Origin of the sequence: Amycolatopsis rubida (assembly GCF_900115345.1) — a bacterium.
Classification (GTDB): domain Bacteria; phylum Actinomycetota; class Actinomycetes; order Mycobacteriales; family Pseudonocardiaceae; genus Amycolatopsis; species Amycolatopsis rubida.
In genome coordinates this window covers 44,618-69,090 of record NZ_FOWC01000004.1, presented here as the reverse complement: position 1 = coordinate 69,090, position 24,473 = coordinate 44,618, and the positions used below count along the sequence as shown (strand labels likewise).

Annotated in this window: 15 protein-coding genes; 8 read left to right on the top strand and 7 right to left on the bottom strand. The window is 68.6% G+C overall.

The features are described from left to right. Positions 1–2 precede the first annotated feature (2 nt). Positions 3–2,156 (top strand): ATP-dependent DNA helicase RecG, encoded by a 2,154-nt coding sequence (gene recG, locus BM362_RS17940; RefSeq protein WP_067583081.1) that lies wholly within the window; start codon positions 3–5, stop codon positions 2,154–2,156. Between the two features lie 93 nt (positions 2,157–2,249). On the opposite strand, the gene BM362_RS17935 is transcribed toward recG, so the two are convergent. Further along, entirely contained in the window at positions 2,250–7,409 is a 5,160-nt protein-coding gene (locus BM362_RS17935; protein ID WP_093573917.1) for an RHS repeat-associated core domain-containing protein, read from the bottom strand. 292 nt (positions 7,410–7,701) lie between these two features. Between BM362_RS17935 and BM362_RS17930 the strand changes: the two genes are divergently transcribed. Beyond that, positions 7,702–8,238, top strand: coding sequence for a GNAT family N-acetyltransferase (locus tag BM362_RS17930; RefSeq protein ID WP_232791694.1), 537 nt, complete (start codon positions 7,702–7,704; stop codon positions 8,236–8,238). Positions 8,239–8,831: 593 nt separating this feature from the next. Here BM362_RS17930 and BM362_RS17925 read toward each other — a convergent pair. Then, positions 8,832–9,464, bottom strand: a complete 633-nt coding sequence (locus tag BM362_RS17925) for a TetR/AcrR family transcriptional regulator (protein ID WP_093573916.1) — start codon at positions 9,462–9,464, stop codon at positions 8,832–8,834. Positions 9,465–9,495: 31 nt separating this feature from the next. Between BM362_RS17925 and BM362_RS17920 the strand changes: the two genes are divergently transcribed. The 4 genes from BM362_RS17920 to BM362_RS17905 all read left to right on the top strand — a co-directional run bounded on the left by BM362_RS17920 (position 9,496) and on the right by BM362_RS17905 (position 16,257). Further along, entirely contained in the window at positions 9,496–10,713 is a 1,218-nt protein-coding gene (locus BM362_RS17920) for an erythromycin esterase family protein (protein WP_093573915.1), read from the top strand. A gap of 174 nt (positions 10,714–10,887) precedes the next feature. Next, positions 10,888–11,820 (top strand): S8 family peptidase, encoded by a 933-nt coding sequence (locus BM362_RS17915; protein ID WP_093573914.1) that lies wholly within the window; start codon positions 10,888–10,890, stop codon positions 11,818–11,820. A gap of 142 nt (positions 11,821–11,962) precedes the next feature. After that, positions 11,963–15,340: a pyruvate carboxylase gene (locus tag BM362_RS17910; protein WP_093573913.1), complete on the top strand. Its 3,378-nt coding sequence runs from the start codon at positions 11,963–11,965 to the stop codon at positions 15,338–15,340. Positions 15,341–15,459: 119 nt separating this feature from the next. Continuing rightward, positions 15,460–16,257, top strand: a complete 798-nt coding sequence (locus BM362_RS17905; RefSeq protein WP_093573912.1) for an arginase family protein — start codon at positions 15,460–15,462, stop codon at positions 16,255–16,257. A 146-nt stretch (positions 16,258–16,403) separates the two neighbouring features. Here the strand turns inward: BM362_RS17905 and BM362_RS17900 are convergent, their stop codons facing one another. Then, entirely contained in the window at positions 16,404–16,790 is a 387-nt protein-coding gene (locus tag BM362_RS17900) for a GntR family transcriptional regulator (RefSeq protein ID WP_093573911.1), read from the bottom strand. After that, positions 16,791–17,516: a hypothetical protein gene (locus BM362_RS17895; RefSeq protein WP_093573910.1), complete on the bottom strand. Its 726-nt coding sequence runs from the start codon at positions 17,514–17,516 to the stop codon at positions 16,791–16,793. A gap of 350 nt (positions 17,517–17,866) precedes the next feature. Between BM362_RS17895 and BM362_RS17890 the strand changes: the two genes are divergently transcribed. Next, a complete protein-coding gene (locus BM362_RS17890) occupies positions 17,867–19,165 on the top strand; it encodes a PucR family transcriptional regulator (protein ID WP_093573909.1) in 1,299 nt (432 codons plus the stop codon). 461 nt (positions 19,166–19,626) lie between these two features. Here the strand turns inward: BM362_RS17890 and BM362_RS17885 are convergent, their stop codons facing one another. Next, positions 19,627–21,075: a DUF6801 domain-containing protein gene (locus tag BM362_RS17885; RefSeq protein ID WP_093573908.1), complete on the bottom strand. Its 1,449-nt coding sequence runs from the start codon at positions 21,073–21,075 to the stop codon at positions 19,627–19,629. Positions 21,076–21,318: 243 nt separating this feature from the next. Here BM362_RS17885 and BM362_RS17880 point away from each other — a divergent pair, with 243 nt between their 5' ends. After that, on the top strand, positions 21,319–22,344 hold the full coding sequence (locus tag BM362_RS17880; protein WP_093573907.1) for an RCC1 domain-containing protein: 1,026 nt from the start codon (positions 21,319–21,321) through the stop codon (positions 22,342–22,344). A gap of 533 nt (positions 22,345–22,877) precedes the next feature. On the opposite strand, the gene BM362_RS17875 is transcribed toward BM362_RS17880, so the two are convergent. Then, positions 22,878–23,489, bottom strand: coding sequence for a DUF6801 domain-containing protein (locus tag BM362_RS17875; RefSeq protein ID WP_093573906.1), 612 nt, complete (start codon positions 23,487–23,489; stop codon positions 22,878–22,880). A gap of 331 nt (positions 23,490–23,820) precedes the next feature. Next, complete coding sequence (locus BM362_RS17870) at positions 23,821–24,456, bottom strand: hypothetical protein (RefSeq protein WP_093573905.1); 636 nt, start codon at positions 24,454–24,456, stop codon at positions 23,821–23,823. Positions 24,457–24,473 lie beyond the last annotated feature (17 nt).

Below are 24,473 nucleotides of genomic sequence, written 5' to 3'. Positions count from 1 at the left end.
TCATGGCCGGGCTTCGCGACAAGCTCCCGCTGCTGCTGGGCGCGAAAACGGCGAAGGCGCTGTCGAGTGCGCTCGACATCGAGACGGTTTCCGACCTGCTGCGCCACTATCCGCGTCGTTATGCCGAACGCGGCGAGCTGACCGACATCGCGGGGCTGGAACTCGGGGAGCACGCGACCGTGCTGGCGCGGATCGAGAAGATCAGCAAGCGCCGGATGAAATCCCGCAACGGCACCATCCTCGACATGGTGATCACCGACGGCAAGCGGCGGCTCGCGTGCGCGTTCTTCAACCAGGCGTGGCGCGAGAAGGAGCTGGCCCCCGGCAAGACCGGGCTGTTCGCGGGCAAGGTCACCGCGTTCCGGGACACGCTGCAGCTGGCCAACCCGGAGTACGAACTGCTCGACGCCGAACGCGAGGCCGAGGCGGTCGACAATTTCCTCGCCGAGATCATCCCGGTTTACCCGGCGGCGCAGGGCATGCCGACCTGGTCGATCGCCAAATGCGTGCGGCAGGTGCTGGACGTGCTGGAGGTCGGCGACGACCCGATGCCCGGGGAACTGCGCCAACGGCACGGGCTGCCCGGCCTTGAGCGCGCGCTGCGCGGCATCCACCGCCCGGAGGACTGGGCGCACCTGGAGACCTCGCGGCACCGGCTCAAGTGGGACGAAGCGATGGCCGTGCAGCTGATTTTCGCGCAGCGGCGGCATTCCGCGGTGTCGCGTCCGGCGAAGGCGAGCCCGCACGTCGACGGCGGCCTGCTGGACGCGTTCGACAAGCGGCTGCCGTTCGACCTCACCGCGGGCCAGCGCGCGATCGGCGACGAGATCGCGGCCGATCTGTCGACCGAGCATCCGATGAACCGGCTGCTGCAGGGCGAGGTCGGTTCCGGCAAGACGGTGGTCGCGCTGCGGGCGATGCTCCAGGTCGTCGATTCCGGACGGCAGGCGGCGATGCTCGCGCCCACCGAGGTCCTGGCCGCGCAGCACGCGCGCTCGCTGCGCGAAATGCTCGGCGACCTCGGGATGGCGGGCGAACTGGGCGCGGCCGAGAATTCCACCCGGATCACGCTGCTCACCGGGTCGATGGGCGCGAAGGAACGCAAGAAAGCGTTGCTGGAGACGGTAAGCGGCGAGGCAGGCATCATCGTCGGCACGCACGCGCTGATCCAGGACACTGTGCAGTTCGCCGATCTCGGGCTCGTGGTCGTGGACGAGCAGCACCGGTTCGGCGTCGAGCAACGGGACGCGTTGCGCTCGCGCGGGGCCGATTCGACGAGCCCGCACGTGCTGGTCATGACGGCGACGCCGATCCCGCGCACGGTCGCCATGACCGTCTACGGCGACCTGGAAATCTCGGCACTGCGCGAAATGCCGGTCGGCCGCTCGCCGATCAAGACGACGGTCGTGCCGGTCGCGGAGAAACCGGCGTGGTTCGACCGGGTGTGGCAGCGGGTCAGCGAGGAAGTCGGCAAGGGACACCAGGCCTACGTCGTGTGCCCGCGCATCGGCGACGAACCGCCGTCGGACAAGAGCGACAAGCGGCCGCCGCTCGCGGTGCTGGACGTCGCGCCGGATCTCGCCAACGGCGCGTTGAAGGGCTTGAAGGTCGCCGCCCTGCACGGCCGGATGCCGACGGACGAAAAGGACGCCGTCATGCAGGCGTTCGGCGCGGGGAAGGTCGATGTCCTGGTCGCGACGACCGTGGTCGAGGTCGGCGTGAACGTCCCCAACGCGACGGCGATGGTCATCCTCGACGCCGACCGCTTCGGCGTGAGCCAGCTGCACCAGCTGCGCGGCCGGGTCGGGCGGGGGAGCGTGCCCGGATTGTGCTTGCTGGTAACGGAAACCTTGGACGGTACGGCCACGCGCGAACGGCTCGCGGCGGTCGAGTCCACAACGGACGGTTTCGAACTGTCCCGGTTGGACCTGGAACTGCGCCGGGAAGGCGACATTCTGGGTGCGGCCCAGTCAGGCAAGCGGTCTGGGCTGAAGCTGCTGTCGTTGCTGCGGGACGAGGACGTGATCACTGAGGCGCGAGCACAGGCGCAGGAGATCGTGACGGGCGATCCGGAGCTGGCTTCGCTGCCGGGGCTGGCGCAGATGGTCGCCGATGTGGTCGATCTGGAGCGGGCGGAGTACCTGGAGAAGAGCTGATCTGCCTTCGTTCGGCTGAGTGTGTCGAGGCGTGGCCCGGGGTTTCCCGGGCCACGCCTTTTTAGCTGAGTCGCTGCGGGTTTTCGCGGGGCGTCAGGCGTCGTAGATGTCGTCGTCGGAGTCGTAGCCGTGGTTCCTGCGGCTGCTGCTGCCGCCGCCGTAACTACCTCCGTATCCGCCGCTGCCGTACCCGCCGCCATGGCTGCTGCTGCCGCCGCCGCTGTATCCGCCATGGCTGCTACTGCTGTATCCGCCGCCGCTGTACCCGCCGCTGTATCCGCCGCCGCCGTAGCTGCCGCTGTACCCGCCGTGGCTGGAACTGCCGCCGCTGTACCCACCGCTGTACCCGCCGTAGCTGGCGCTGGAGCCTCCCCTGTAGCTGCTGGAGCCGCCTCCGTACCCGCCGCCGTGGCTGCTGGAACCGCCGCCGCTGTATCCGCCGCTGTATCCGCCGTGGCCGCCGGAGGACGTGCTCGGCTTAGGCCGCACCAGGTCCCAGTCGGCATCCGGGTTGCCGACGTAGCCGGGTTGGTTCTGGTCCCAGTAAACCCGGTTGCCGCGCCGCGGGGTCGGAGCGTCGTAACCGGGTTCCTTGGACCCGCTCGCGGCGGAGTCTTTCGCCGGTTCGAGGTGCTTGAAGATCCTCACGTCGGAGTTGTGCGCGAAGTTCTGGCCGGGCGTCTGGTGGATGCCCGTCTGGTTGAAGTGGGTGCCGGCCGACGGGTTGTGGCCCATCACGACATTGCTGTGGCCGCGGACGATACCGGTGGGATTGCCCTGGTAGTCGTGGGTCCGGTAGCGCCGGTTCGGGTCCATGTACCACTTGGTGTCGTCCCCGCGCTTGCGGAACTTCGGCGGCGGCGACACCGCGTTGCGCTCGAACAGCGGCCGCATCTTGGAGTGCTTGTGCGAGAGGTTCTTGTAGCCGTAGTGCTCGCGCCTGCGCGCGCCGGCCGCGACTGTCGGCGGTCCCTCCTGGTACACCCGCCCGCCGGGTGACCGCATCCGCCGCTCGCCGTTCGGGCCGGGGCTCGGGTCGCGGGAGAGGCCCCGGCCGCGCTGAGAGCCACCGGAGCCCTGTCCGCTGCCGGAGCCCTGTCCGCTGCCGGAGCCCCCGCCGAGTTTGCGGCAGGGCCGCCCGGTGAGGCCGAGCGGGTCGACCGAGACGTGCGGGTTGCTGACGTAGGCGTGCGGGTCCAGTCCGCCGCCGAGCCCGAGCGGGTCCGGGCTGAGGTACCGGGCGAGCACCGGGTCGTAGTACCGGTGGAAGTTGTAGTGCAGCCCGGTTTCCTCGTCGAAATACTGGCCCTGGAACCGCAGCGGGGTCCCGGAGCCGCCGGACTCGGCGAGCACGACGCCGAACAGGCTGCTGCGGGCCTGCCAGGCGATCTCGCCGCGGTCGTCCAGCAGTTCGGTCGGCGTGCCGGACGGTTCGGCCACGATGGCGAAGAACTGTTCGTCGATGCGCTTCTGGTCCGCGGAACCGCTGCGCCGGCGCTGCAGCAGCGGCACGAAGGTTCCCGGTTCGTAGTCCCACACCGCGGTTTCGGCGGCGCCCGGGCCGGACCTGGTCGCCTCGGCCAGCGTTTCGCCGTCCCACGCGAAGTCGACGCGTTCGAGCGGAGTCGTCCCGTCGGAGGCGAAGTGCTCCTTGCGGATGCGGCGGCCCAGCGGATCGTAGGTGTAGCGCCAGGTCGTGGCGTCCGGGACCTCGACCGCGACCAGCCGGTTCAGCGGGCCCCAGGTGTAGGTCCAGGTCCGTCCGTCCTCGTGCCGCCGGGTGCGCATCCGGCCGGACTGGTCGTAGGTGTAGCGGACGCCGCCCGCCTCGGTGATCACCGAGGCGGGGCCGGTCCGCCTGCCGCGCCGGTCCTCTCCCTCGGGCGCGGGCCAGTCGGCGTCGACGAGCCGTCCGGTCGGGTCGTAGGCGTACTGCTCGTTCCAGTCCCGGGCGCGCACCGAGGTCACCCGGCCCCGGACGTCCATCGCGAGCCAGCGCGACCCGGCCGTCCCGTCGTCGATCCGGTCGGGCAGGCCGTCGGGCCGGTAGTGGTACTGGCGGTCCTGGCCGAATTCGCCGGTCGCGGACCGCACCGCCTGCCGGGCGAGCCGTCCGGCCGGGGTCCAGGAGCGGACGATCGCCGCGTCCTGGCCGAACGCGCGGAGGGTTTCGCGGCCCGCCCGGTCGTACTCGAACCGGGTGGTGCGGCCCGCGGCGCGCACCGCGGCCGGGACTCCGGCTTCGCTGTATTCCCAGACGCTTTCCGCTCCGGACGGCGTCTGCCGCCGGACCTGGTTGCCCGCGGAGTCGAATTCGGAGCGGACGGTGCGCCCGTTGACCGTTTCCTCGACGATCCGGCTCGCCGCGTCCCGGGTGTACTCGACGCGGGTCGTCCCGTCGTCGAGGGCGACGAGTTCGCCGAGGACGTCGTACTCGAAGCGGGTGCGCAGAGTCCCGGACGGTCCTTCGACGATCTCCTCGACGATGTTGCCGCGCACGTCGCGGCGCAGGGTGACGACGTCGCCTTCCTGGTTGCGGATTTCGGTCAGCTCGCCGGCGGCGTTGTAGCCGTAGGACGAACTGGCGCCGCCGAAATCGGTCTCGCGGGAGAGGTTGCCCGCCAGGTCGTACTCGTAGCGCCAGACCTGGCCTTGTTCGTTGGTCACCGCGGTGAGCCGGAGTTCGGTGTCGTAGGAGTATTCGAGCCGGGTGCCGTCCGGCCGGATCTCGGCCGCTACCAGGTCGAAGTGGGTCACCTCCTGCTGGGTGATCGCCGAGGAGGCGTCGGCGTGCAGGCGGTTGTTGCCTTCTCCGTCGTAGAGCCATTCCTCCGTCGATCCGTCCGGAAGGCGGTGCCAGGCGAGCGCGCCGTCGACGGTGTAGCCGAACTCCTCGGCCGCGCCGTTCGGATCGACGATCGCGGTGACCCTGCCGAAGCAGTCGTAGGTGTAGGCGGTCGTCGCGCCGCTGGGGTCGGTGACGGTGATCGGGTTTCCGGCGTCGTCGGACACTACGGTCAGGGTCGAGCCGTTCGGACCGGTGACCGACGCGACGTGCCCCCACTCGTCGTAGGTGTAGCTGGTGGTCCCGCCGCCCGGTTCGACTACGCGGGTCACGTTGCCGCGTTCGTCGTATTCCCACCGGGTTTCGACACCCGGCGCCTCGACCATGCGGACGGCCTGGCCGAAGTCGTTGCGCTCGATGGTCAATCCCGTGCCGTCCGCCCGCTGGAGGGCGACCAGGTTGTTCCTGTCGTCGTAGCGGTAGATCCGCCGCCTGCCCAGTTCGTCGGTTTCGCCGACCAGGCGGTCCAGCGCGTCCCATTCGTAGGCGCGTGCCGCGCCCGTCGGGTCGACCTCGCGCACGACCCGGCCGGTTTCGTTCAGGTGGTAGGCATTGTGCCGGCCCAGCGAGTCGACGACGTGGGTGATCCGGGCGGCCAGGTCGTATTCCATGGTGACGGTGAGGCAGTCGCCGGAGCCTTCGGTGCGCACGACCCGGCCCTCGCGGTCGTAGTGGAAGCGGTACCACTCGCCGTTGCGGTCCGTCCATCCGACGATCCGCCCCATGCTGTCGTAGGCGTAGCGGAACGGGAGGCCGGATTCGTTCGTGATCTCGGTGAGATTGCCGTCGGTATAGCCGTAGCGGACCAGCGGCACTTCGGCCCCGTCCTTGGTGACGGTGGACAGCCCGGTCACGAGCCCGCCCTCGGTGGCGATCTGGATCAGGTGGCCTCCGCTGTGCCGCATCGCGGTCGGCGTGCCGCGCTGGTCGCGCTGGAAGAAGATGTGCTCCTTGCCCCGGCCGCTGATCGAACGGATCGGCCGGACCGGGCTGGTGCCTCGTTCGAAGGTCAGCACCCGCTCGCCCTCGCGGTCCTCGAGGACGAATCCGCCGCCGGGCTCCTCGGCGAGATACCGCGCGGGCCCGTGCTCGGCGGCGACCCACTGGTCGCCGCGGGGCCGGGGGAACACCTGGACGATCCCGTCCGCGCCGGCGAACCACACCTGGTCCTCGTACACCTCGATCCGCTCGTCCAAAGTGGACACCCAGGCGGGGCCGAGCCAGCCGCCCGCGCGGAACGACGAGAAGTGCGTGCGCTCGAAAACCATCGGCAACGCGCTGAGGAAGGTCGCGTCGGTCTCGGCCATGACCATCTGGCCGCTCGCGACGTCGATCGGGTCGCCGGTGGTGCAGATGTTGTCGAGGGAGCGCGAGTTCTCGCCCTGTTTGTCGAGCGAGCGCGAGTCGCCCCCGTTTCCCCTGGCCCCTCCCGCGGAGGAACTGCCGGCGGCCGACGTGTGACCGCCCGATCCTCCGCTGCCGCCGTGCTCGCCGCCGCTCTCGTGGTTGCCGCTCGGCTGGGTGGTGCCGTGGTGCCCGCTGTCTCCCCCGGCGCTGGAGGCGTGCGTGCCTTCGTCCTCGCCGGGGTGGGACCTCGTGCCGTTCCCGGACTTGACGTTGATGTCCTGGGGAGTGTGCGTCGGCGCTCCCTTGCCGCCCTTGAGCCCCTTCAACGCCTTGCCGGCGTCTTCGAACAGCACGCCCGCCTTTTTCAGCAGCGGGACCAGCGCCTTGAGCGCCTTGACCAGCTTCGAGGTGACCTTCGCGATGGTCGACGCGGTCTTGGCGACGGCGGTGACGACCTGCGGCACCACCCAGGCCATCCCGATCCCGGCGGTGAACAGCACCTGCAACGCCCAGGAGATCAGGTGCCCCACCAGGTCCGCGATCGTGTCCCGCACCAGCGACCGGACCGCCGCGACGATCTCGCCCGCCGTCTTGACGCCGCTGGCCGCGCCCGCACTGCCCTTCTGCGCGCTGGCGATCAGCGCGGAGGTGTCCTCGGCCTTTTTGCGGTAGGTGTCGGCCGCTTCGCCGTTCCAGTCCTGCAGATCCTTCTTGACCAGCTCGGTCAGTTCGGCCGAAACGCCTTCGAGTTCCTTGGCGACATTCGTCCAGGTCTCCGCCTGGGACGCGATTTCGTCCGCCTTGCCGGTAAGCGCGTCGAGCGCCTCCTTGAGCGGCCCGACGTGCTCCATCAGCCACCCGACCCCCGCGGCGAAGATCGCGCCGAAGGGATCCATCACCGCGGTGAGCACGTCGAGCGCGGTCCCCACCGCCCCGATCGCGACGGCCGCCCAGTTCTTGCTCTCGATCGCGGTCTTGAGGCCGGTCGCGTCCTCCAGCAAAGGAATCCCGGACATCGCGGTCGTGGAGTCCTTCACCGGCGCGATCAACGGGTTGGTCATCGATTGTCCCATTTCCTGGTGCGCACGGGCATGACGAACGAGCGGAGCCTGATCCGCCAATCCGACGAGGCTATCGGCTGGAGGACCGAGGAGCCTTCCGGGCGGGGCGGCGATGCCTGAACTCCCGGAACCCTTGCCCGAACACACTCGCCGGTCGCTTTTCGGCCCCTTTGCCCAGCTCCGCGGCCTGACTGTCCTTTGTGGTCACTCCGGTAAACCGCATGCGGGCAGGCGGGCTTCTGTGCTGAACTGCCCGCAGCCGATCGTCGCCTGCCGAGTCGCTGGAGGAATGGTGCCCGACCTCGTGATCCGCCCCGCGACCCCGGAAGACGCGGCAGGCATCGCAGCCGTCCACGTCGGTTCCTGGCAAGCGGCCTACGCGGGGTTGCTGCCGGACGAGTTCCTGTCCGGCCTGTCGGTCGAGACGCGGGAACAATCCTGGGCATCGAGCCTGGCGGACACTTCGCGCCCCCACACCGTCCTGGTGGCAGGCGCCGGCGAGAAGATCACCGGTTTCGCAGTCTTCGGCCCCAGCCGAGACGACGACGCCGCCCCGAACACGGGCGAACTGTCGTCGATCTACCTCCTCCCGTCCGAATGGAGCCGGGGAATGGGCCGAGCGCTGCACGAAGAGTGCGTGCGCGGTCTGTCGACCCAGTTCGGCGCGGCGACGCTGTGGGTGCTGTCGACGAACACGCGAGCCCGGAAGTTCTATGAACGAGCTGGCTGGGTTGCGGACGGAAAGACCAAGGTAGAGACGATCTCCGACGGGACGGTGACCTTGGAAGAGGTCCGGTACCGGTTGCTGTTGGGTAGGCTTCTTCCTTAAACTTCGCCGTTCGCCGTTCGCCGTTCGCCGTTCGCCGTCTAGCGGCGACTGCCTGTTTTCGCCGCCCCTGACGTTCGAGCTCGTCGCCGTTGGGCGGCAACTTGCCTCGGAGGCTGCTGGCCAGCTCGCTCGGTCTGTTGCCGTTGAGTGGCGACTGCCTGCTCAAGCCGGTCAGCACTCCTGCGCGTGCGTTGCCGCTTGACGGCGACTTTCTGCGCACTCTCGCGCGCCAGGGTCGCTCCGCACGCCGCCCGTTGGCAACTATCGCCGGTGCCCGGTGCCCGGTGCCCGGTGCCCGGCTTCGCCTGGCTGGTGACTGCGTCGCTGTGAGCGTCTGACCAGCCCCATCTCTCAGCCGGAGTCTTTTTCGCCGTTCCGTGGCGAAAGCGAAGCTAACGGGCCAATCGCCCGCTCTGCCTGTCGCCCGGCGTCTGGCTTCGCTTGGCTGGTCACTGCGTCGCTGCGAGCATCTGGCCAAACCCATCTCTCAGCCGCGCTCTGCTTTCGCCGTTCCGTGGCGAAAGCCGAACCCACCCATCAACCGCCCCGCTCCACCCGTCGCCGTTTTCCGGCAACAAGCTCCCACCCCGCAATCACCCCCCGTCGCCATTCCCCGGCAACCGCCTGCTCAGCACCCCGGCCCGAGCAGCCGCGGCCCCAGCCTCCGCTGCGATCTCAGCCGTCTCCTCCGACACCGGTTCCCGCGACACGAACAAACGGTAGAACACCGGCCCGCACACCGTCCGCGTCACCTCGTCCGGATCGGTGTCGGCCGGCACCTCTCCGCGCGCCGCCGCCCGCTCCACGATCAGCGCGGCCCGGGCATGCCGATCCTGATAGAAATCCCGCAACGCCTCGGCCGCCCGTTCCGACTGGAAGGCCGCCAGCACCGCGGCGGTCGGCAGCTCGCGTTGGCCCGGGGTGGTCAACGCGTGCACCACGTCCAACGCCATTCGCCGCAAATCGGCGACAAGCGAACCGGTGTCCGCCGGGCTCCACGGCTCGCCTGCGCCGAACCGCAGTGCGGCCGCGACCAGTCCCTCGCGCGATTCCCATCGCCGGTAAACCGTCGTCTTGTGCACGCCCGATCGTTCGGCGACGGCCTCGACCGTCAGATCGCTGAACCCGACCTCCGCCAGCAGATCGAGCGTCGCCCGCAAAACGGCGACGCGCGTGCGTTCCGTGCGCCCGCCCGGTCTGCTGGTGCCCGGTAACTCAGTTGTCAATCGCTACCCCTGTTGCATTAGTGTCCGCAGTATGACACCGCTGAGCACCCGTTCGCCGCTGGGCGGCGACGTCGCCTCGATCACCGGCCTGATCGGCGACGCGCGCATCGTCGCGATCGGCGAGAACAACCACCACATCCGCGAGTTCGGCGAACTCCGCGCCCGGTTGCTCCGCCGCCTCGTCGAGGACCACGGATTCACCGTGCTCGGCTTCGAATCGGGATTCGCCGAGGGCGACCTGGTGCAGCAGTGGCTGAACGGTGGTCCCGGCACGGTCGCCGACGTCGGGCGAGAAGGATTCACCTTCTCTCTCGGCGAGTCGGTCGAGGTGCGCGAGATGCTGACGTGGATGCGCCGCCACGGCGGCGTCCGCTTCGCCGGACTCGACCTGCCGAGTTCGAGCGGTTCGCCGCAGCCGGCGTTGCGGATTGTCCGAGGTTTCGTGGAAGAGGTCGATCCGGAGGTTCTTCCGCTGGTCGACGCCGCGATTACCGCGTCCGAGCCGTATTCGGCGGTCAGCAGCGCGGTCGCGCCTGGCCGTTATGCGGCAATGGCCGCCGCGGAACGGGACGCGGCCACGGCTGCGTTGACGACTCTCGTAGCGCATATTCGTTCTCTGTCGCCAGTTTATCGGCAACGGAGCGAGCCGGCTCGGTATGCGATCGCCGAACACCATGCGGTCGGTGCACTTCGCGTTGACGCGTACTTGCGTGAGCTGAGCGCAATGATGGCGGGAACGGCACCGTCGCTCCAGGGGTCGTCTCGCGACACGTACATGGCCGCAACCGTGAAGCTGCTTCGCAAGCTGTACGGCGAAGGCGAGAAGATTGTGGTGATGGTCCACAACGGACACCTGCAGCGAGTGCCGTTCGCCGCTTTGCCGACCATGACGTTCCCTTCCGCGGGCACCCACCTCGCCGAGGAGTTCGGCGACGACTACTTCGCTCTCGGCCTCACTGCGGGCGCTGGTACGACCACCGGCCTCGAACCGGACGAGAGCGAGCGCCTCGGCTTCCGGGTCTACGAACAGGAGTTGGAGCCGCCCGCCGAGGGCAGTGCCGAAGCGGCATTGGCCGGCGCGGATCCGTGCGTGGTCGATCTGCGGCAAGACCGAGCGCAGGGCCTGGCCGGACCGTCGAGCATGCGGCACGCGCACATGTTCACGAAGGTCGACGTCGTGCAAGCCTTCGACGCGCTGGTGTATTTGCCGACGATGTCGGTGAGCGCGCACGTCCCGGCGGCGAAGTAGGCGAAGTAGCTGTCGGCCTGTCAACGGGTGGTCGCGTGGCGGCGAACGGAAAGAGGCGCGGCTCATCGTCGTTCGGTTCCCAGTATGTCCGGACGGCCGGGTGCTGGACCCGCGACCAGCCCATCGTGTGACGTCGAGTTGCCGCTGAACGGCCACCGGGATACGACCGCAGACATGCGGAACCGAGCGGCGCGTGGCCTTTTTTCGGCAACTCTGACATTTCTGCTGGTCGCCGGGGTGCAACCGGTCGCGCTGGCGGCGAGCGGGACGCAGGCCAACCCGCCGAGCTGGGCGCTCGACCGGATCGACCAGCGAACCGGTCTCGATCAGAAGTACCACTACGACTCGGACGGCTCCGGCGTCACCGTCTACGTGATCGACAGCGGCGTCGACGCCAAACACCCGGATCTGCAGGGCCGGGTCATGCCCGGCAAGGAATTCCTCACCACCGGTACAGACACGTCGGACACCAACGGCCATGGCACGCGCGTCGCGGGAATCGTTGCGGGACACAGCTACGGCGTCGCCAAAGCCGCGCAGATCTTCCCGGTCCGAGTGCTCGACAAGGCAGGCGGCGGCGCGACCGACACGATCATCGCCGGGCTGAACTGGGTAGCCCAGAACGCACACCAACCAGCGGTCGCGGTGCTGGGCATCGGCGGCGTGCCGAACGAGCAGCTCGACAACGCGGTCAAGGGAGTCGCCGCGGTGATGCCGATCGTGGTTCCGGCCGGGGAGGGCAGCACCGACGCCAGCCAGAGCTCGCCTGCCCGAGTGCCGGAAGCACTCACCGTGGGCGCGACCGACGTCCAGGACCAGGTCGCGCCCTTCTCGAACTTCGGCACGCCGCTCGACCTGTACGCACCAGGTGTCGACATCCCCGCGCCGATCGCCGGAACAGCCGATGTCGGGACGCTGTCTGGCACCTCGATGGCCGCCGCGGTGGCCGCTGGCGCGGTGACCCTCTACCGGTCCGCGCACCCCGACGCCGCGCCCAATGCGGTCGGCGAAGCAATTGTGCAGGACGCAACGCAGAACGTGGTCAAGAATGCGCCCTCCGAAACCGCGAACAGGCTCTTGTGCACACTGCCTGCGGGAACACCCTGACGGTTGCGGCGCGGCGGCTCGGCCAGCATCATGCATGCAGGTCGGCGTGCATGATGTCCATCACTTGGACTACGGCTCCCGCACTGCGGGACAAACCGGGTAACGTGCCTTCGATACCGATCCGAAAAGGGAAGGACCGGGCATGTTCCGCAAAGTGCTGGTGGCCAATCGCGGCGAAATCGCGATCCGGGCGTTCCGCGCAGGCTACGAACTGGGCGCGGGCACAGTCGCCGTGTTTCCGCACGAAGACCGCAACTCGCTGCACCGGCTGAAGGCCGACGAGGCCTACGAGATCGGCGAACCGGGCCATCCGGTCCGCGCCTATCTGTCGGTCGAGGAGATCGTCAAGGCCGCCAAGAAGGCGGGCGCGGACGCGGTCTATCCAGGCTATGGCTTCCTGTCGGAGAACCCCGACCTGGCCATGGCCTGCGAAGAAGCGGGGATCACCTTCGTCGGCCCGAGCGCCGAAATCCTCGAACTGACCGGCAACAAGGCGCGCGCGGTCAAGGCGGCGCGCGAGGCCGGGGTTCCGGTGCTCGGCTCGTCAGAGCCGTCCAGCAACGTCGACGAACTGGTCGCGGCGGCCGACGAACTCGGCTTCCCGGTGTTCGTCAAGGCGGTCGCCGGCGGTGGCGGCCGAGGCATGCGCCGCGTCGAGGACCCGGCTTTGCTGCGCGAGTCGATCGAGGCCGCCGCGCGCGAGGCCGAGTCCGCGTTCGGCGATCCGACTGTGTTCCTGGAGAAGGCCGTGGTCGAACCGCGGCACATCGAGGTCCAGATCCTCGCCGACGGCGAGGGCAACGTGATCCACCTCTTCGAGCGCGACTGTTCCGTGCAGCGCCGCCACCAGAAGGTCGTCGAGCTGGCCCCCGCGCCGAACCTCGACCCCGAACTGCGCGACCGCATCTGCGCCGACGCGGTGAAGTTCGCCCGGCAGATCGGCTACCGGAACGCGGGCACCGTCGAGTTCCTGCTGGACCGGCAGGGCAAGCACGTGTTCATCGAGATGAACCCGCGCATCCAGGTCGAGCACACGGTCACCGAAGAGGTCACCGACGTCGACCTCGTGCAGTCCCAGCTGCGGATCGCCTCCGGGGAAACCCTCGCCGACCTCGGCCTGTCGCAGGACAAGATCTACCTGCGCGGCGCCGCACTCCAGTGCCGCATCACGACCGAGGACCCGGCCAACGGTTTCCGGCCGGACATCGGCATGATCAGCGCCTACCGCTCGCCGGGCGGGTCGGGGATCCGGCTCGACGGCGGAACCGCGTTCTCCGGCACCGAGATCAGCGCCCACTTCGACTCGCTGCTGGTGAAACTCACCTGCCGCGGCCGCGATTTCCGCACCGCGGTCGGCCGCGCCCGCCGCGCGGTCGCCGAGTTCCGGATCCGCGGCGTGGCGACGAACATCCCGTTCCTCCAGGCAGTGCTGGACGACCCGGACTTCCGGCAGGGCAACGTCACCACCTCATTCATTGAGGAACGGCCGCACCTGCTGACCGCACGGCACTCCGCCGACCGCGGCACGCGCCTGCTGACCTACCTCGCCGACCAGACGGTGAACCGGCCGAACGGCGAGCGTCCGCGCACGCCCGAGGCCGTGACGAAGCTGCCGAAGCTGCCCGCGGATCTCACTCCTCCGGACGGCTCCAAGCAGAAGCTGACCGAACTCGGCCCGGAGGGATTCGCGCGCTGGCTGCGGGAAACTCCGCAGCTCGGCGTTACCGACACCACCTTCCGCGACGCGCACCAGTCGCTGCTCGCGACGCGCGTCCGGACGAAGGACCTGCTCGCCGTCGCCCCGGTCGTCGCCGCGACGGTGCCGCAGCTGCTGTCCCTTGAGTGCTGGGGCGGCGCGACCTACGACGTCGCGCTGCGGTTCCTCGCCGAGGACCCGTGGGAACGGCTGGAGCAGCTGCGCAAGGCCGTGCCGAACATCTGTCTGCAGATGCTTTTGCGCGGGCGCAACACCGTGGGCTACACGCCTTACCCGACCGAGGTCACCACGGCCTTCGTCGAGGAGGCCACCGCGACCGGCATCGACATCTTCCGCATCTTCGACGCCCTCAACGACGTCGAGCAGATGCGGCCTGCCATCGAAGCCGTTCGCGCCACCGGCACCGCGGTCGCCGAAGTCGCACTCTGCTACACCTCCGATCTGTCGGATCCGAACGAAAAGCTCTACACGCTCGACTACTACCTCAAGCTCGCCGAACAGATCGTCGGAGCAGGGGCGCACGTCCTGGCCATCAAGGACATGGCCGGTCTGCTCCGCGCGCCCGCCGCGGCTCGCCTGGTGACCGCACTGCGCAAGGAATTCGACCTTCCGGTGCACATCCACACGCACGACACCGCCGGCGGTCAGCTCGCCACCTACCTGGCCGCCATCCAGGCGGGCGCCGACGCAGTGGACGGTGCCGTGTCGTCGATGGCGGGCACCACGTCGCAGCCGTCGCTCGGTTCGATCGTCGCGGCCACTGACCACTCGGACCGCAGCACCGGCCTCGACCTGCACGCGATCGGCGACCTGGAGCCGTACTGGGAGAGCGTCCGCAAGATCTACGCCCCGTTCGAGGCTGGTCTCGCGTCGCCCACCGGGCGCGTCTACGACCACGAGATCCCCGGCGGCCAGCTCTCCAACCTGCGCACGCAAGCGATCGCTCTGGGCCTCGGCGACCGGTTCGAGGACATCGAGGCCATGTACGCCGCGGCGGACAAGATCCTCGGCCACCTCGTGAAGGTCACGCCTTCGTCCAAAGTGGTCGGCGACCTCGCGCTGCACCTCGTCGGAGCCGGCGTTTCCCCGGCTGACTTCGAGGCGGAGCCGAACAAGTTCGACATCCCGGACTCGGTGATCGGCTTCCTGCGCGGCGAACTGGGCGACCCGCCCGGCGGCTGGCCGGAACCGTTCCGCACCAAGGCGCTCGAAGGCCGTTCGGCGGCCAAACCGGTCGCCGAACTGTCCGAAGAGGACCACAAGGAACTCGCCGACAACCGCCGCGGCGCGCTGAACCGGCTGCTGTTCCCCGGTCCCACCAAGGAATTCCTCGCCCACCGCGACGCCTACGGCGACACCAGCGTGCTCCCGAGCAAGGACTTCTTCTACGGTCTGCGCCCGGGCGAGGAGTACTCGGTGGACCTCGAGCCCGGCGTCCGGCTGCTCATTGAGCTGGAAGCCATCGGCGAGGCCGACGAACGCGGCATGCGGACCGTCATGTCCACCCTCAACGGCCAGCTCCGGCCGATCCAGATCCGGGACCGGGCCATCGCCTCGGACATCCCGGCCACCGAAAAGGCCGAGAAGGGCAACCCGAAGCAGATCGCCGCGCCGTTCGCGGGCGTGGTGACGCTGCAAGTGGCCGAAGGCGACCAGGTGGCGGCAGGATCGACCGTGGCGACGATCGAGGCCATGAAGATGGAAGCGTCGATCACCGCTTCGGCGGCGGGCAAAGTCGGTCGGCTGGCAATCACCTCCGTTCAGCAGGTCGAGGGCGGAGACCTTCTCATCGTGCTCGAATAACCCGCTCTCGCGCCACTTTTTCCCGTGCGAGGGGTCCCTTCGCTCCAAAACGGAGCGAGGGGACCCCTCGCGCCATTTACGGCTCGCTTTTTCCGGGGTGTTCGCGCTAGCGTCGAAGCATGCTGATCAACGCGGTGCCGCAATGGCAGGGCGCGATCAGTCCCAGAGCCAAGGGGCTGGTCGAGGGCTGCCGCGCACTTTCCGAACTGGCCGGGCACGTGCTCGGCAAGCCGGTGCACCACGTACGTCAGGACGCAGCGACGTCCGACGTCGTCGCCGGGATAGCCAACCGGTCCGTGCTCACGGGCACGAACCGGCAGTTGCAGCTCGCCGCGCTCGAAGCGCCGGAAGGCCCGGTGCTCACGATCGGCGGCGACTGCGGCGTCGAGCTGGTCCCGGTCGGTGTCGCGCGTTTCCGTTACGGCGCAACGCTTGGCGTCGCGTGGTTCGACGCGCACGCGGACTTGAACACGGCGGATTCCTCGCCTTCGGGCGCGTATCACGGCATGGTGCTGCGGTCGTTGCTCGGCGAGGGCGACAAGGAGTTCGCCGCGAGCCCGGCGATCGAACGAGGCCGGGCAGCGCTGTTCGGCACTCGCTCGCTCGATTCCGCGGAAGAGGAAGCCATTGCCAGCGGACTCGCCGTGCGCTCCGGCGATGTCGCCGGAGCGCTGAACGCCGCCGGTGCCGACCGCGTTTATCTGCATGTGGATGTGGACATTCTTGATCCCGAAGAGTTCCCCGGAGTGAATTATCCGGAGCCCAGCGGGATCACGATCGCTGAATTGGCCGAAGCAATCGACGGGCTTTCCGGAATGGAGGTCGTCGGTGCGGGCATCACGGAATGTGTCGGCACGGAAGTCGCCGCGCTGGAACCCGTGCTGGCCGCGGTGGGGAGGGTGCTGATGGAGGGCTGAACCTCCGCGCCGAGGCGGTGAGATCCGCGCCTCGTCCGGTGAGTGGACCACAGGAACGCACGGGCAAGAAGGAGGTGTGCCCGAGACCGTGCGGAAGACGGTTCACCGAACGGCGAAAACCGCGCCGGCCGGACGATCCCCCGGATTCACTGCCACGGTGCGTCCAGGCTCGCCAATGCCACGCGCACGGCGTCGACGGCTTCGTCCGGCGCGACCCCGAGTTCCCGGCTGTACCGGGCGTATTCGGCGGCCGCGTTGCGAAGCGTCGCGCCCGGATCCGGTCGCTCGACCGGGCCGGTCACGACGGTTCCGCGTGCTCGTGCGGTGGTGACCCAGCCGGTGGCCTCGAGCTCGCGGTACACGCGGGCGACGGTCCCGGAGGCGAGCCCGAGGTCCCTCGAAAGCTGACGGATCGGCGGCAGACGGGCATCCCGGGCGAGGGAGCCGGTCGTGATCGCGCGGACTATCTGGTCGTGCACCTGGCGCCAGGGCGGAACCCCGTTTCCGGCGTCGACCACAACTCGCAGCGGCATCTACCGCGCTGCCGTGATCTTCGCGCGCTGTTTCGGCGGCGGGCCGACGATCGCGAGAAACGCGGCGACGGTGACCACGAACGCGAGGAACGAGGTGAAGTCGCCGACCGTCCAGCCGAGCGTGGCAGCCGTTCCGGTGCCGAGCCCGAGAGCGACGCGAGCGCTGCGCACGCGCAGTGCCTGGTCGACTTCCGGGTCGCCGGCGGCCGGACGCCGCACCGCGAGGAGCACGATGATCCACGACACCGCCGCCGCGCCGACAGTCACCGCCAGCGGGCCCCATTGCCGCAAAACGGCGAGATGCACGAGAGCGGCGAGAGTAGCCAGCCCGGAGACGATGATCGTCCACAACGGAGCGAAATCGAGCACGCCGCGGGGTGCCAGCACGGCTTCCCTGCGGGGTTCCCGCGAGGGACGCTGAGCGAGGATTTCGGCGGCGAGCCCGCCGAGCAGCACCACGAACACCAGCGAGTTCGCGGTCCGTTCTCCGACGAGATTCGTCGCGCCCGGGATGAGGGGCAGGCCGAGGAACAGCCACGGATACCAGAATCGCCGACGGCGCAGATAGCGCACGGCCACCGGCACCTGGTCGGCGGTCGGGTTCCGCACGCCCCATTTCGCGAGCAGCCGCGCGCCTTGTTTCTCGCCTGGCCACAACACGACGAGGATGATCAGCCCGAACAGGCCGGTAATGCCCGCGACGGCGAGAGCCGAGTCGAGTTGCATCGTGGATCCCTCCCTCTTGTATCAAGCACATGCTACAAGAGGGCCGCGTGGCCTGCCGGGTGACGCTTTGTGGTCGCTTTCGCTGCCCGCTGCGTCGCCGCTGAAGGCAGGCGCCCGGGTTCGCCCGTTTGTACGCACGGGATGGCGCGCCTGGTGGTGTGTTGTCGCTATGTGCCCCGCTGACCTCGTGAACTTGTCACAAACGTGACAAGAAATCGGTTTCTTCGGCGAGCGGTGACACGTTTGGCGTTGCTTTTTCGATGTGTCGGGTGTCACCCCTCAACGGTTGCGGGGGCATCCGGCGGCGCTGCGGCGCGGCCGGGGAGCCGGGGCGGAGCGAAGGAGCTGCGATGTCGGTGGAGCGCGGACTCGATCACGCTGTGCCGTCGGTTGCGCTGCCGCGCAAACTCGCCGAGATCCTGCGGCCCGAGCTGGCGAGCCTGTCCGCCGAGATCGTCGACGAAATCCGCGCGACGATTCCCGCCTATGCGCGGCCGCTCGACGGCCCGTACGGGAGATCGATCCGCGCGGGCGTCGAGTATGCGATCACGCTGTTCGTCGCGCAGATCGCCGATCCGCGGGCGTCGAAGGAACAGTCGCACGAGGTGCACCATCGGCTCGGGCAGAACGAGATGCGGGAAGGGCGGAGCCTCGACACTCTGCAGTCGGCCTACCGGGTCGGCGCGCGCGTGTCGTGGCGCCGGATCATGCGCGTCGGACGGCGAGCTGGCCTTTCGTCGGCGGTGATGTCGCAGCTGGCCGATGCGATGTTGGCGTTCATGGACGAATTGGCGTCGGTCGCGCTGGATGGCTATTTAGAGGCGAAAGCCCGCACCGCCGGCGCATTGGACACTTGGCGGCGACGGCTGCTCGGCGTCCTGCTGGAGGTCCCCGCCGCTCCGCCGAAGGCGATCGCGGAGCTGGCCCAGTTGACCGGTTGGGCCGTGCCGGAGCAGGCGTCGCCGATTGCCGTCCAATCGCCGCTGAACGGCAGGGCCCGCCGGCACGCGACGTTGGACTCGGACGTCCTGGCGGAACTGGACTCCGCCGAGCCGTGCATCGTCGTACCCGGCGCGGTCAATGGTGCCCGGCTGGCGACGCTTCAGGCAGCGCTGCCGAACTGCCGGCTGTCCGTCGGGCCGTGTGTCCCGTTGGCCAGCCTCGCCGATTCCCTGCGCTGGGCACGTCGGACACTGGTTCTCGCCGATCGGGGGCGAATCCCTGGTGAGCGGGTCCTCCGCGCGGAGGAACATCTCGCTGCCTTGCTGGTGCATTCGGACGGCGCACTCACCGAACTCCTCCGCACCCGCCTTTTCGCCCCCTTGGCGGACATGACCGACAAGCAGCAGGATCGCCTGCTCGAAACGCTGCGCGCCTGGCTCGACAGCCAGGGGAACGTGGTCGAAATCGCCGAGCGACTGCAAGTCCATCCGCAGACGGTGCGGTACCGCATGCGCCAATTGCAGGCGACATTCGGCGAACTGCTGCGCGATCCGGCCGCGCGGTTCGAAATGGAACTGGTCTTGCGTGCGGCCGCGGACGACCGGCCACGTTCGGGACAGTCTTGGCCGCCTCCTCTCAACGCGGCGAACATGGTGCCCGCCAGCCGTAGACCGACTTCGCTCGAGGATTCGCGAAGTCGCCGCTGAGCGGCAGAAGGTCGTGGTCCGTCGGGGGTTAGACCTGCGCGCAACGAATGCCAGCGCGTGTTTGCGCGCAAGGTGGTCGACACCTCCTGGGTGCCGGCCGTCCCGCGCCCCTTCCCGGCGTTATGAGACGGTCATGTTCGGAGAAAAGCCGGGTACTTCGCTCGACGAATTGCACTAGACGACAAGAGGTCGCCAGCCGAACTCTTTGTGATGACTTTCTAAAGCCAAGGGTAAGGCTGGAATATTTAGTGTCGCTCTTGCTGATGGAAAACGAGACGCTTCCTGAGGTTGCGGGGGCGGTGCAGGAGATGACTGACAAAGGTGTCGCATCGACCGCGGGCGGGGCCGGGTTTGTGGGCCAGGTCGGAGACCGCAGCGTGACAGGGCGGGGCGAAGCTCGTCCGCCGGTGATGGTCCGTCGCCAGCTGCTGCCAGGGGCTGAACTGGCGCGGTGGTCGCATTCACTGGGGAAACGGCGTGTCCGGGATCGGCGGGCACTTCGTGTGGTCCGGGTACTTGGTCGAGGCGCATTCGGCGAAGTTGACGTTGACGACCTTGGCCTGGTTGACGTTCGTCGTGGTGGAGGCCATGCCGGTGAGCAACGGGCTGAGCGGTTCAGCGGTGCCGCAATGGACGAACGGCGGCAAGGCGAAACCGCGGTAGTCGGGGTCGGGCGAATTCGGGTCCGTGCTGAGGATGCCGCCCGTCGTGGCCTTGTACTTGCCGGACAGGTTGAGGGAGATCGGCTTGGCGGTGACGCAGTCCGGGCCGAGGTCTAGCGGCACGCCGTTGACTTTCGCGTTGCTCATCCGGGCCATGACCTGGATGTGCGTAGTCAGGAAATCGCCGGTGAGGACGAGCTTGCCGTTGAACTCGATCAGCTTGGTGTGGTGGTAGTCGACGGGCAGGAACTCGACGGTCGCGGTCACCGGCACGAAGCCGAAGCCGAGAAAAGTCGCGGCGGTCGGGCGGAAGCCAACGGTTCCGCTGATCGTGCTCGGGTCGTGCTGAACGTAGTCCGGGGGGACCAGCATGATCGTCCAGGTTCCGTTGAGCACCCCGGTCGGGGAACTCGCGACGGTCGCGCCCAGCCGGTAGACCGATGAAGTCGCCGCGACCTGGATGTAGTTGAGCGGGGTGATCAGCGGGAAGTCGGGGTCGGCCTTCGGCGAGACCGCGTCGGGGCGGGCCGCGGGCGGCGGCGGTGCCGGGGGAGTGTCCGGCTTGTCCGGCCTCGGGACGGCAGTGGGCGCCCCGGTGGCGATGACCGACGCCAGGGTGGTGGTCTGGTCCGGGAGAAGGGTGCAGGCGACCGGGGCGGGCCCGGCAGCGCCGTCGGCAGCCGGTTTCACGGCGATGGCCGGGGCTCCGATGTCGAAACTGACCTTGCCGGGCACGGTGATCGCCTGCTCCGGCAGGTCCGCGGTCGCGGTGAGCCGGACGTCGCCGGTTGGCGGCAACGGTGTCTCGGCGATGGTGAACGGCACCGGGATGGCGGTGCTCTTGCTGCCTTGCCGCGCGGTCAGGTCGAGGGTCAGCCCGCCGCGGATGCTGTCCGCGGGGGCTGGCGCGAGTTGGTCAGCGACGGCACGGGGAAGCGCGAAAGACGCCGTCAGGGAGCGGAATTTCAGTCCGGACCCGACCTGCACCGTCGCGGGTACGGTCGCGGAGGCGGTAAGGGTGATCTGCTGGGGGCCGGCGGGGGCCGCGAACGGACAGTCGAGGACGACGTCCTTGCTGACCTGCCGTTCGCCGGCTGACAGCGGAGGCGGAGCGGTGGGGGTGGGCGTCTCGGTCGAGGCGGAGCTGACGCCGGTGAGCGCACCAGTGCCGATCGAGAGGGCACCGAGGATTGCGAGGGCGGCGAAAGCCGGACGGCGGCGGGCGGAGCGTCCGCGTGATCGCGGCATCGTGCGCCTCCTCGCCCGGCGGTCCGGAAAATGGGTTCCGAGCGAAGTTACCGGTGGGTTTCACCGGTGCGCAAGCATTGGCGAGAGCCAGCGAATTTCGTTTGGCACAAAAGGGTTTTCTTATGTTCGAGAGCTAGTTCGGAGATGGTTTTTCATCGGATTCTGACAAAGAATCCGCGCCTTCGCCGCAGCGGCCGCCGAGCTGGGAACATCGCTGCAGGACCTTCGGAGGAGGGAGCTGCGATGGCGGCCGGACACCGGCGATGGGGCAAGGTCGCGGCGGCGGTCGGCGCGGTCGTCGTGGTGGGGGCTGGGGTCGCGTCGAGCGGTCCGGCCGTCGCGGTGAATTCGCTGCCGCCGAGGACAGGGGATCTGCTGAGAGAAGCGGGAAGTGCGGCTGGTGCGGCGAGCGTGCCGCAGCTGACGGCGGCGGGAGGCCTTTACGAGTGGGGGACCCGGGGCATGCCGTCGCCAGTGCCGCCGGCTCTCACTTCGGGTCTCTCCGTGGTTTCGGCCGGAGGATTGTTCGGGCTGGCGCTCAAGGACGGTGCCGTGCTCGCGTGGGGCGACAACAACTTCGGCGAAAGCGAGGTGCCTGCGGATCTCTCGTCCGGTACCGCCCAGATCGCCGCCGGCTGGACCCATGGCCTTGGCCTCAAGAACGGCAGGGTGTACGCGTGGGGAAACGATTGGTACGGCCAAACGGAACTTCCGGCATCGGTGTCCAGCGGGGTCACGGCGATCGCGACCAGCGCGGTGCACAATCTCGCGTTGCTGTCGAACGGCCAGGTGGTGAGCTGGGGCAGCCGGGCAGACGTTCCGGACTTCGCGCAGTCCGGCGTCAGCGCGATCTCGGCGGGCGGGGACTACAACTTGGTGCTGAAGAACGGCACCGTGCTCGCTTGGGGCAGCAACACCTACGGCCAGACGACGGTGCCCGCGGCGGCGCAGTCCGGGGTGACGGCGATTTCGGCCGGGTATGAGCACGGCCTCGCGCTGAAAGACGGCGGAGTGCTCGCCTGGGGGCACGACAACGACGGCCAGACCGAGGTGCCCGCGGCGGCCAAGAGCGGGGTCGTGGCCATCGACGCGGGATGGAACCACAACCTGGCGGTCAAGGCGGACGGGTCGCTGGTCGCTTGGGGCAACAACACCTACAGCCAGGCGACGGTGCCGAAGCCGCCGGTGTGCGGACCGGTCACCGATGCGTCGGCGGGCTACGAGTTCAACCTGGTGATCACGGACCGGTCGGTGCCCTGCCAGCACTGACGCCGGTTCCTGGGGCGGAAGGGTTGGCTGCCCGGCGTCTGTCGGGGGTGATTCCCGGAGGTGTTGAACCGGGGCCGTGGGTGTTGAGGTTCTCCTGTGACGCCGGTTTCTTGTCCGCGAGCGAACTTCGGCATGGCCGCATCGTTCGCCGGGCGGCCTGTGCGTGAGCGCTTCGGCTGCTGAAGCCGGGTGACGGTTCGCGAGCGTTGACCGTGACGCTTGCCTGGTTCGGTTTGTGGGCATTGAAAAGGATCGGCAGCTGCCGATCCGGCCGCATCGAACTGAGGCCCGGTTCTCTGTCGCTGGGCGGGGAATCAGGTCGTCGGTACCGGGCCGGAGCTGGTTCGGGGCGCTGACTTCCGGCTGTCTGGACCGAGAGATGCTGGGCCGGACGCTGATGCCTGCGTCTCGCAAAGCCGAATACGCACTGCTTGCCGCTTGGCCGGGTGCTGACGGTGAGAACTCCGCGGCCGTTCCGATCCCGGAAACGACAACGGAGGGGCGGCATTCGACCGCCCCTCCGTCAGTCAGGGTCAGGAAATGGTGCCCGACGGGCTGAAGCTGGTGCCCGACGGTGCGGTGCAGGTCATGGTCCACGGGGTCCAGCTGTCGTCCGACGGCTTGTGGAACTCGAGCTGGGCGGAGAGCGTCGTGTCGAGACCGAACGTCACCGTGCCGGCGCTGCTCGGTGCGGTGTAGGTCGGGATGGACGACGTCGACGTCTGCGCGATGTTCACCGTGATCGCGCCGCCCGCCGGGTAAATCTGTTCCGGGATCTGCAGGCCGGAGGCGTCCGACGGAGAGAGGGAGCCGTTGTCGACGGTGATCGGGACGTCGGCGGTACCGCGGATTCCGTCGTATCCCGCAGCGGTGAGCAGCGCGTGGACCAGCGCGGTGATGGTCGCGGTGCCGGAAACGTTGGCCGGTGTCGTGGTGCCGTTGACGGGGATCGTGTCCGGGCCGTCGAACTGCGCGGTGACCGCCACGTTCTGCGGCGGGATGGCCGGGAACGTGCAGCTGTAGTTCGCGGGGCCGGCCTGGTAGGTCGCGGTGGCGGCCGAGGCCGTGCCTGCGGTGAGGACCGCGATCGCGCCTACCGCGACGCCGGTCACCACGCCCGTGGACAGTTTGCTGAGCCGGGGCATACCATTCTCCTTAGATCGGACTGCAGTTCTCGCGGCGATCCTGCGCAGTGGGGACGGAGGTTTCCGCGGATTCCGTTCCGGACCAGGTTTTCGGGAACGGGGATCGGCTCGGTGAGCAATACCGGCCGCGAGCCCAAGGTTACCCGTGAGTTCAGTCGGCAACAACCCCGGTCTGCTCCTGGTTAGCGAGACGGCGACTGGACCGATTCTTTTGTCGTCGGCCGCGTAAACCGTATCGGCGTTTCGTGTGAGGGTGCTAATTCGATGAAGCTCAGGCATGCGAAAACGGGGTGCCTGAACAGTTTCCGGCACCCCGTTTTCGCATTGTGGATCAGTTCTTGGCGGTCAGGGTAAGCGAGATCGTGTTGTCCGGTCCGGACACCAGTGCGCCGAGTGCGAGGTCGGCGATGAAGCAGTTCTTGAAGTCCGGGATGGCGTAATTTCCGGCGAGTGTGATCGGCTGGGTGATGTCGACGTTCGCCGCGGTCAGGGTCAGGTCGATCGGCTTGACGGTCGTGCAGCTGCCGGGCACGGTCGGCACCGGGAAGACTGGCACGATCGGACCCGCCCAGATGTCGCTGATCTCCATGTTCGCGGTTTCGTGGGTGGTGAGCGTGCCGTTCGCGAGGGTGCCGGTCGCGGGTGCGGTCGGGGTGACGGTGACCTTCGCCTTGATCTTGAATCCGCCCGCGAGCAGCGAAATGTGCGCGGTGGCCGGCGGCAATTGCAGATTGGCGTTGAGGCCGACGGCCCCGGTTTGATCGTCGACCAGGAGATTTCCGGCGAGACTTCCGGGGCCGAGGTCGAGAGTGCTGCCGGTCTTCTTCACGACCGTGCTGCCCGTTACCGAGTAAGAGATCGGAATGGGGATTTCAGTCGCTGCCGCGGGCACAGCGGAGGCGAGGCTGACCGCGGTCGCGGCGGCCGCTGCGAGCACGCCGGTTCGGGCGATCCGGGAAATGGGCATGACGGTACTCCTTCGGC

Coding starts and splice junctions, on each gene's coding strand:
- recG (WP_067583081.1), top strand. CDS start 3: ATGGCCGGGCTTCGCGACAAGCTCCCGCTGCTGCTGGGCGCGAAAACG.
- BM362_RS17935 (WP_093573917.1), bottom strand. CDS start 7,409: ATGACCAACCCGTTGATCGCGCCGGTGAAGGACTCCACGACCGCGATG.
- BM362_RS17920 (WP_093573915.1), top strand. CDS start 9,496: ATGACACCGCTGAGCACCCGTTCGCCGCTGGGCGGCGACGTCGCCTCG.
- BM362_RS17915 (WP_093573914.1), top strand. CDS start 10,888: ATGCGGAACCGAGCGGCGCGTGGCCTTTTTTCGGCAACTCTGACATTT.
- BM362_RS17910 (WP_093573913.1), top strand. CDS start 11,963: ATGTTCCGCAAAGTGCTGGTGGCCAATCGCGGCGAAATCGCGATCCGG.
- BM362_RS17905 (WP_093573912.1), top strand. CDS start 15,460: ATGCTGATCAACGCGGTGCCGCAATGGCAGGGCGCGATCAGTCCCAGA.
- BM362_RS17900 (WP_093573911.1), bottom strand. CDS start 16,790: ATGCCGCTGCGAGTTGTGGTCGACGCCGGAAACGGGGTTCCGCCCTGG.
- BM362_RS17895 (WP_093573910.1), bottom strand. CDS start 17,516: ATGCAACTCGACTCGGCTCTCGCCGTCGCGGGCATTACCGGCCTGTTC.
- BM362_RS17890 (WP_093573909.1), top strand. CDS start 17,867: ATGTCGGTGGAGCGCGGACTCGATCACGCTGTGCCGTCGGTTGCGCTG.
- BM362_RS17885 (WP_093573908.1), bottom strand. CDS start 21,075: ATGCCGCGATCACGCGGACGCTCCGCCCGCCGCCGTCCGGCTTTCGCC.
- BM362_RS17880 (WP_093573907.1), top strand. CDS start 21,319: ATGGCGGCCGGACACCGGCGATGGGGCAAGGTCGCGGCGGCGGTCGGC.
- BM362_RS17875 (WP_093573906.1), bottom strand. CDS start 23,489: ATGCCCCGGCTCAGCAAACTGTCCACGGGCGTGGTGACCGGCGTCGCG.
- BM362_RS17870 (WP_093573905.1), bottom strand. CDS start 24,456: ATGCCCATTTCCCGGATCGCCCGAACCGGCGTGCTCGCAGCGGCCGCC.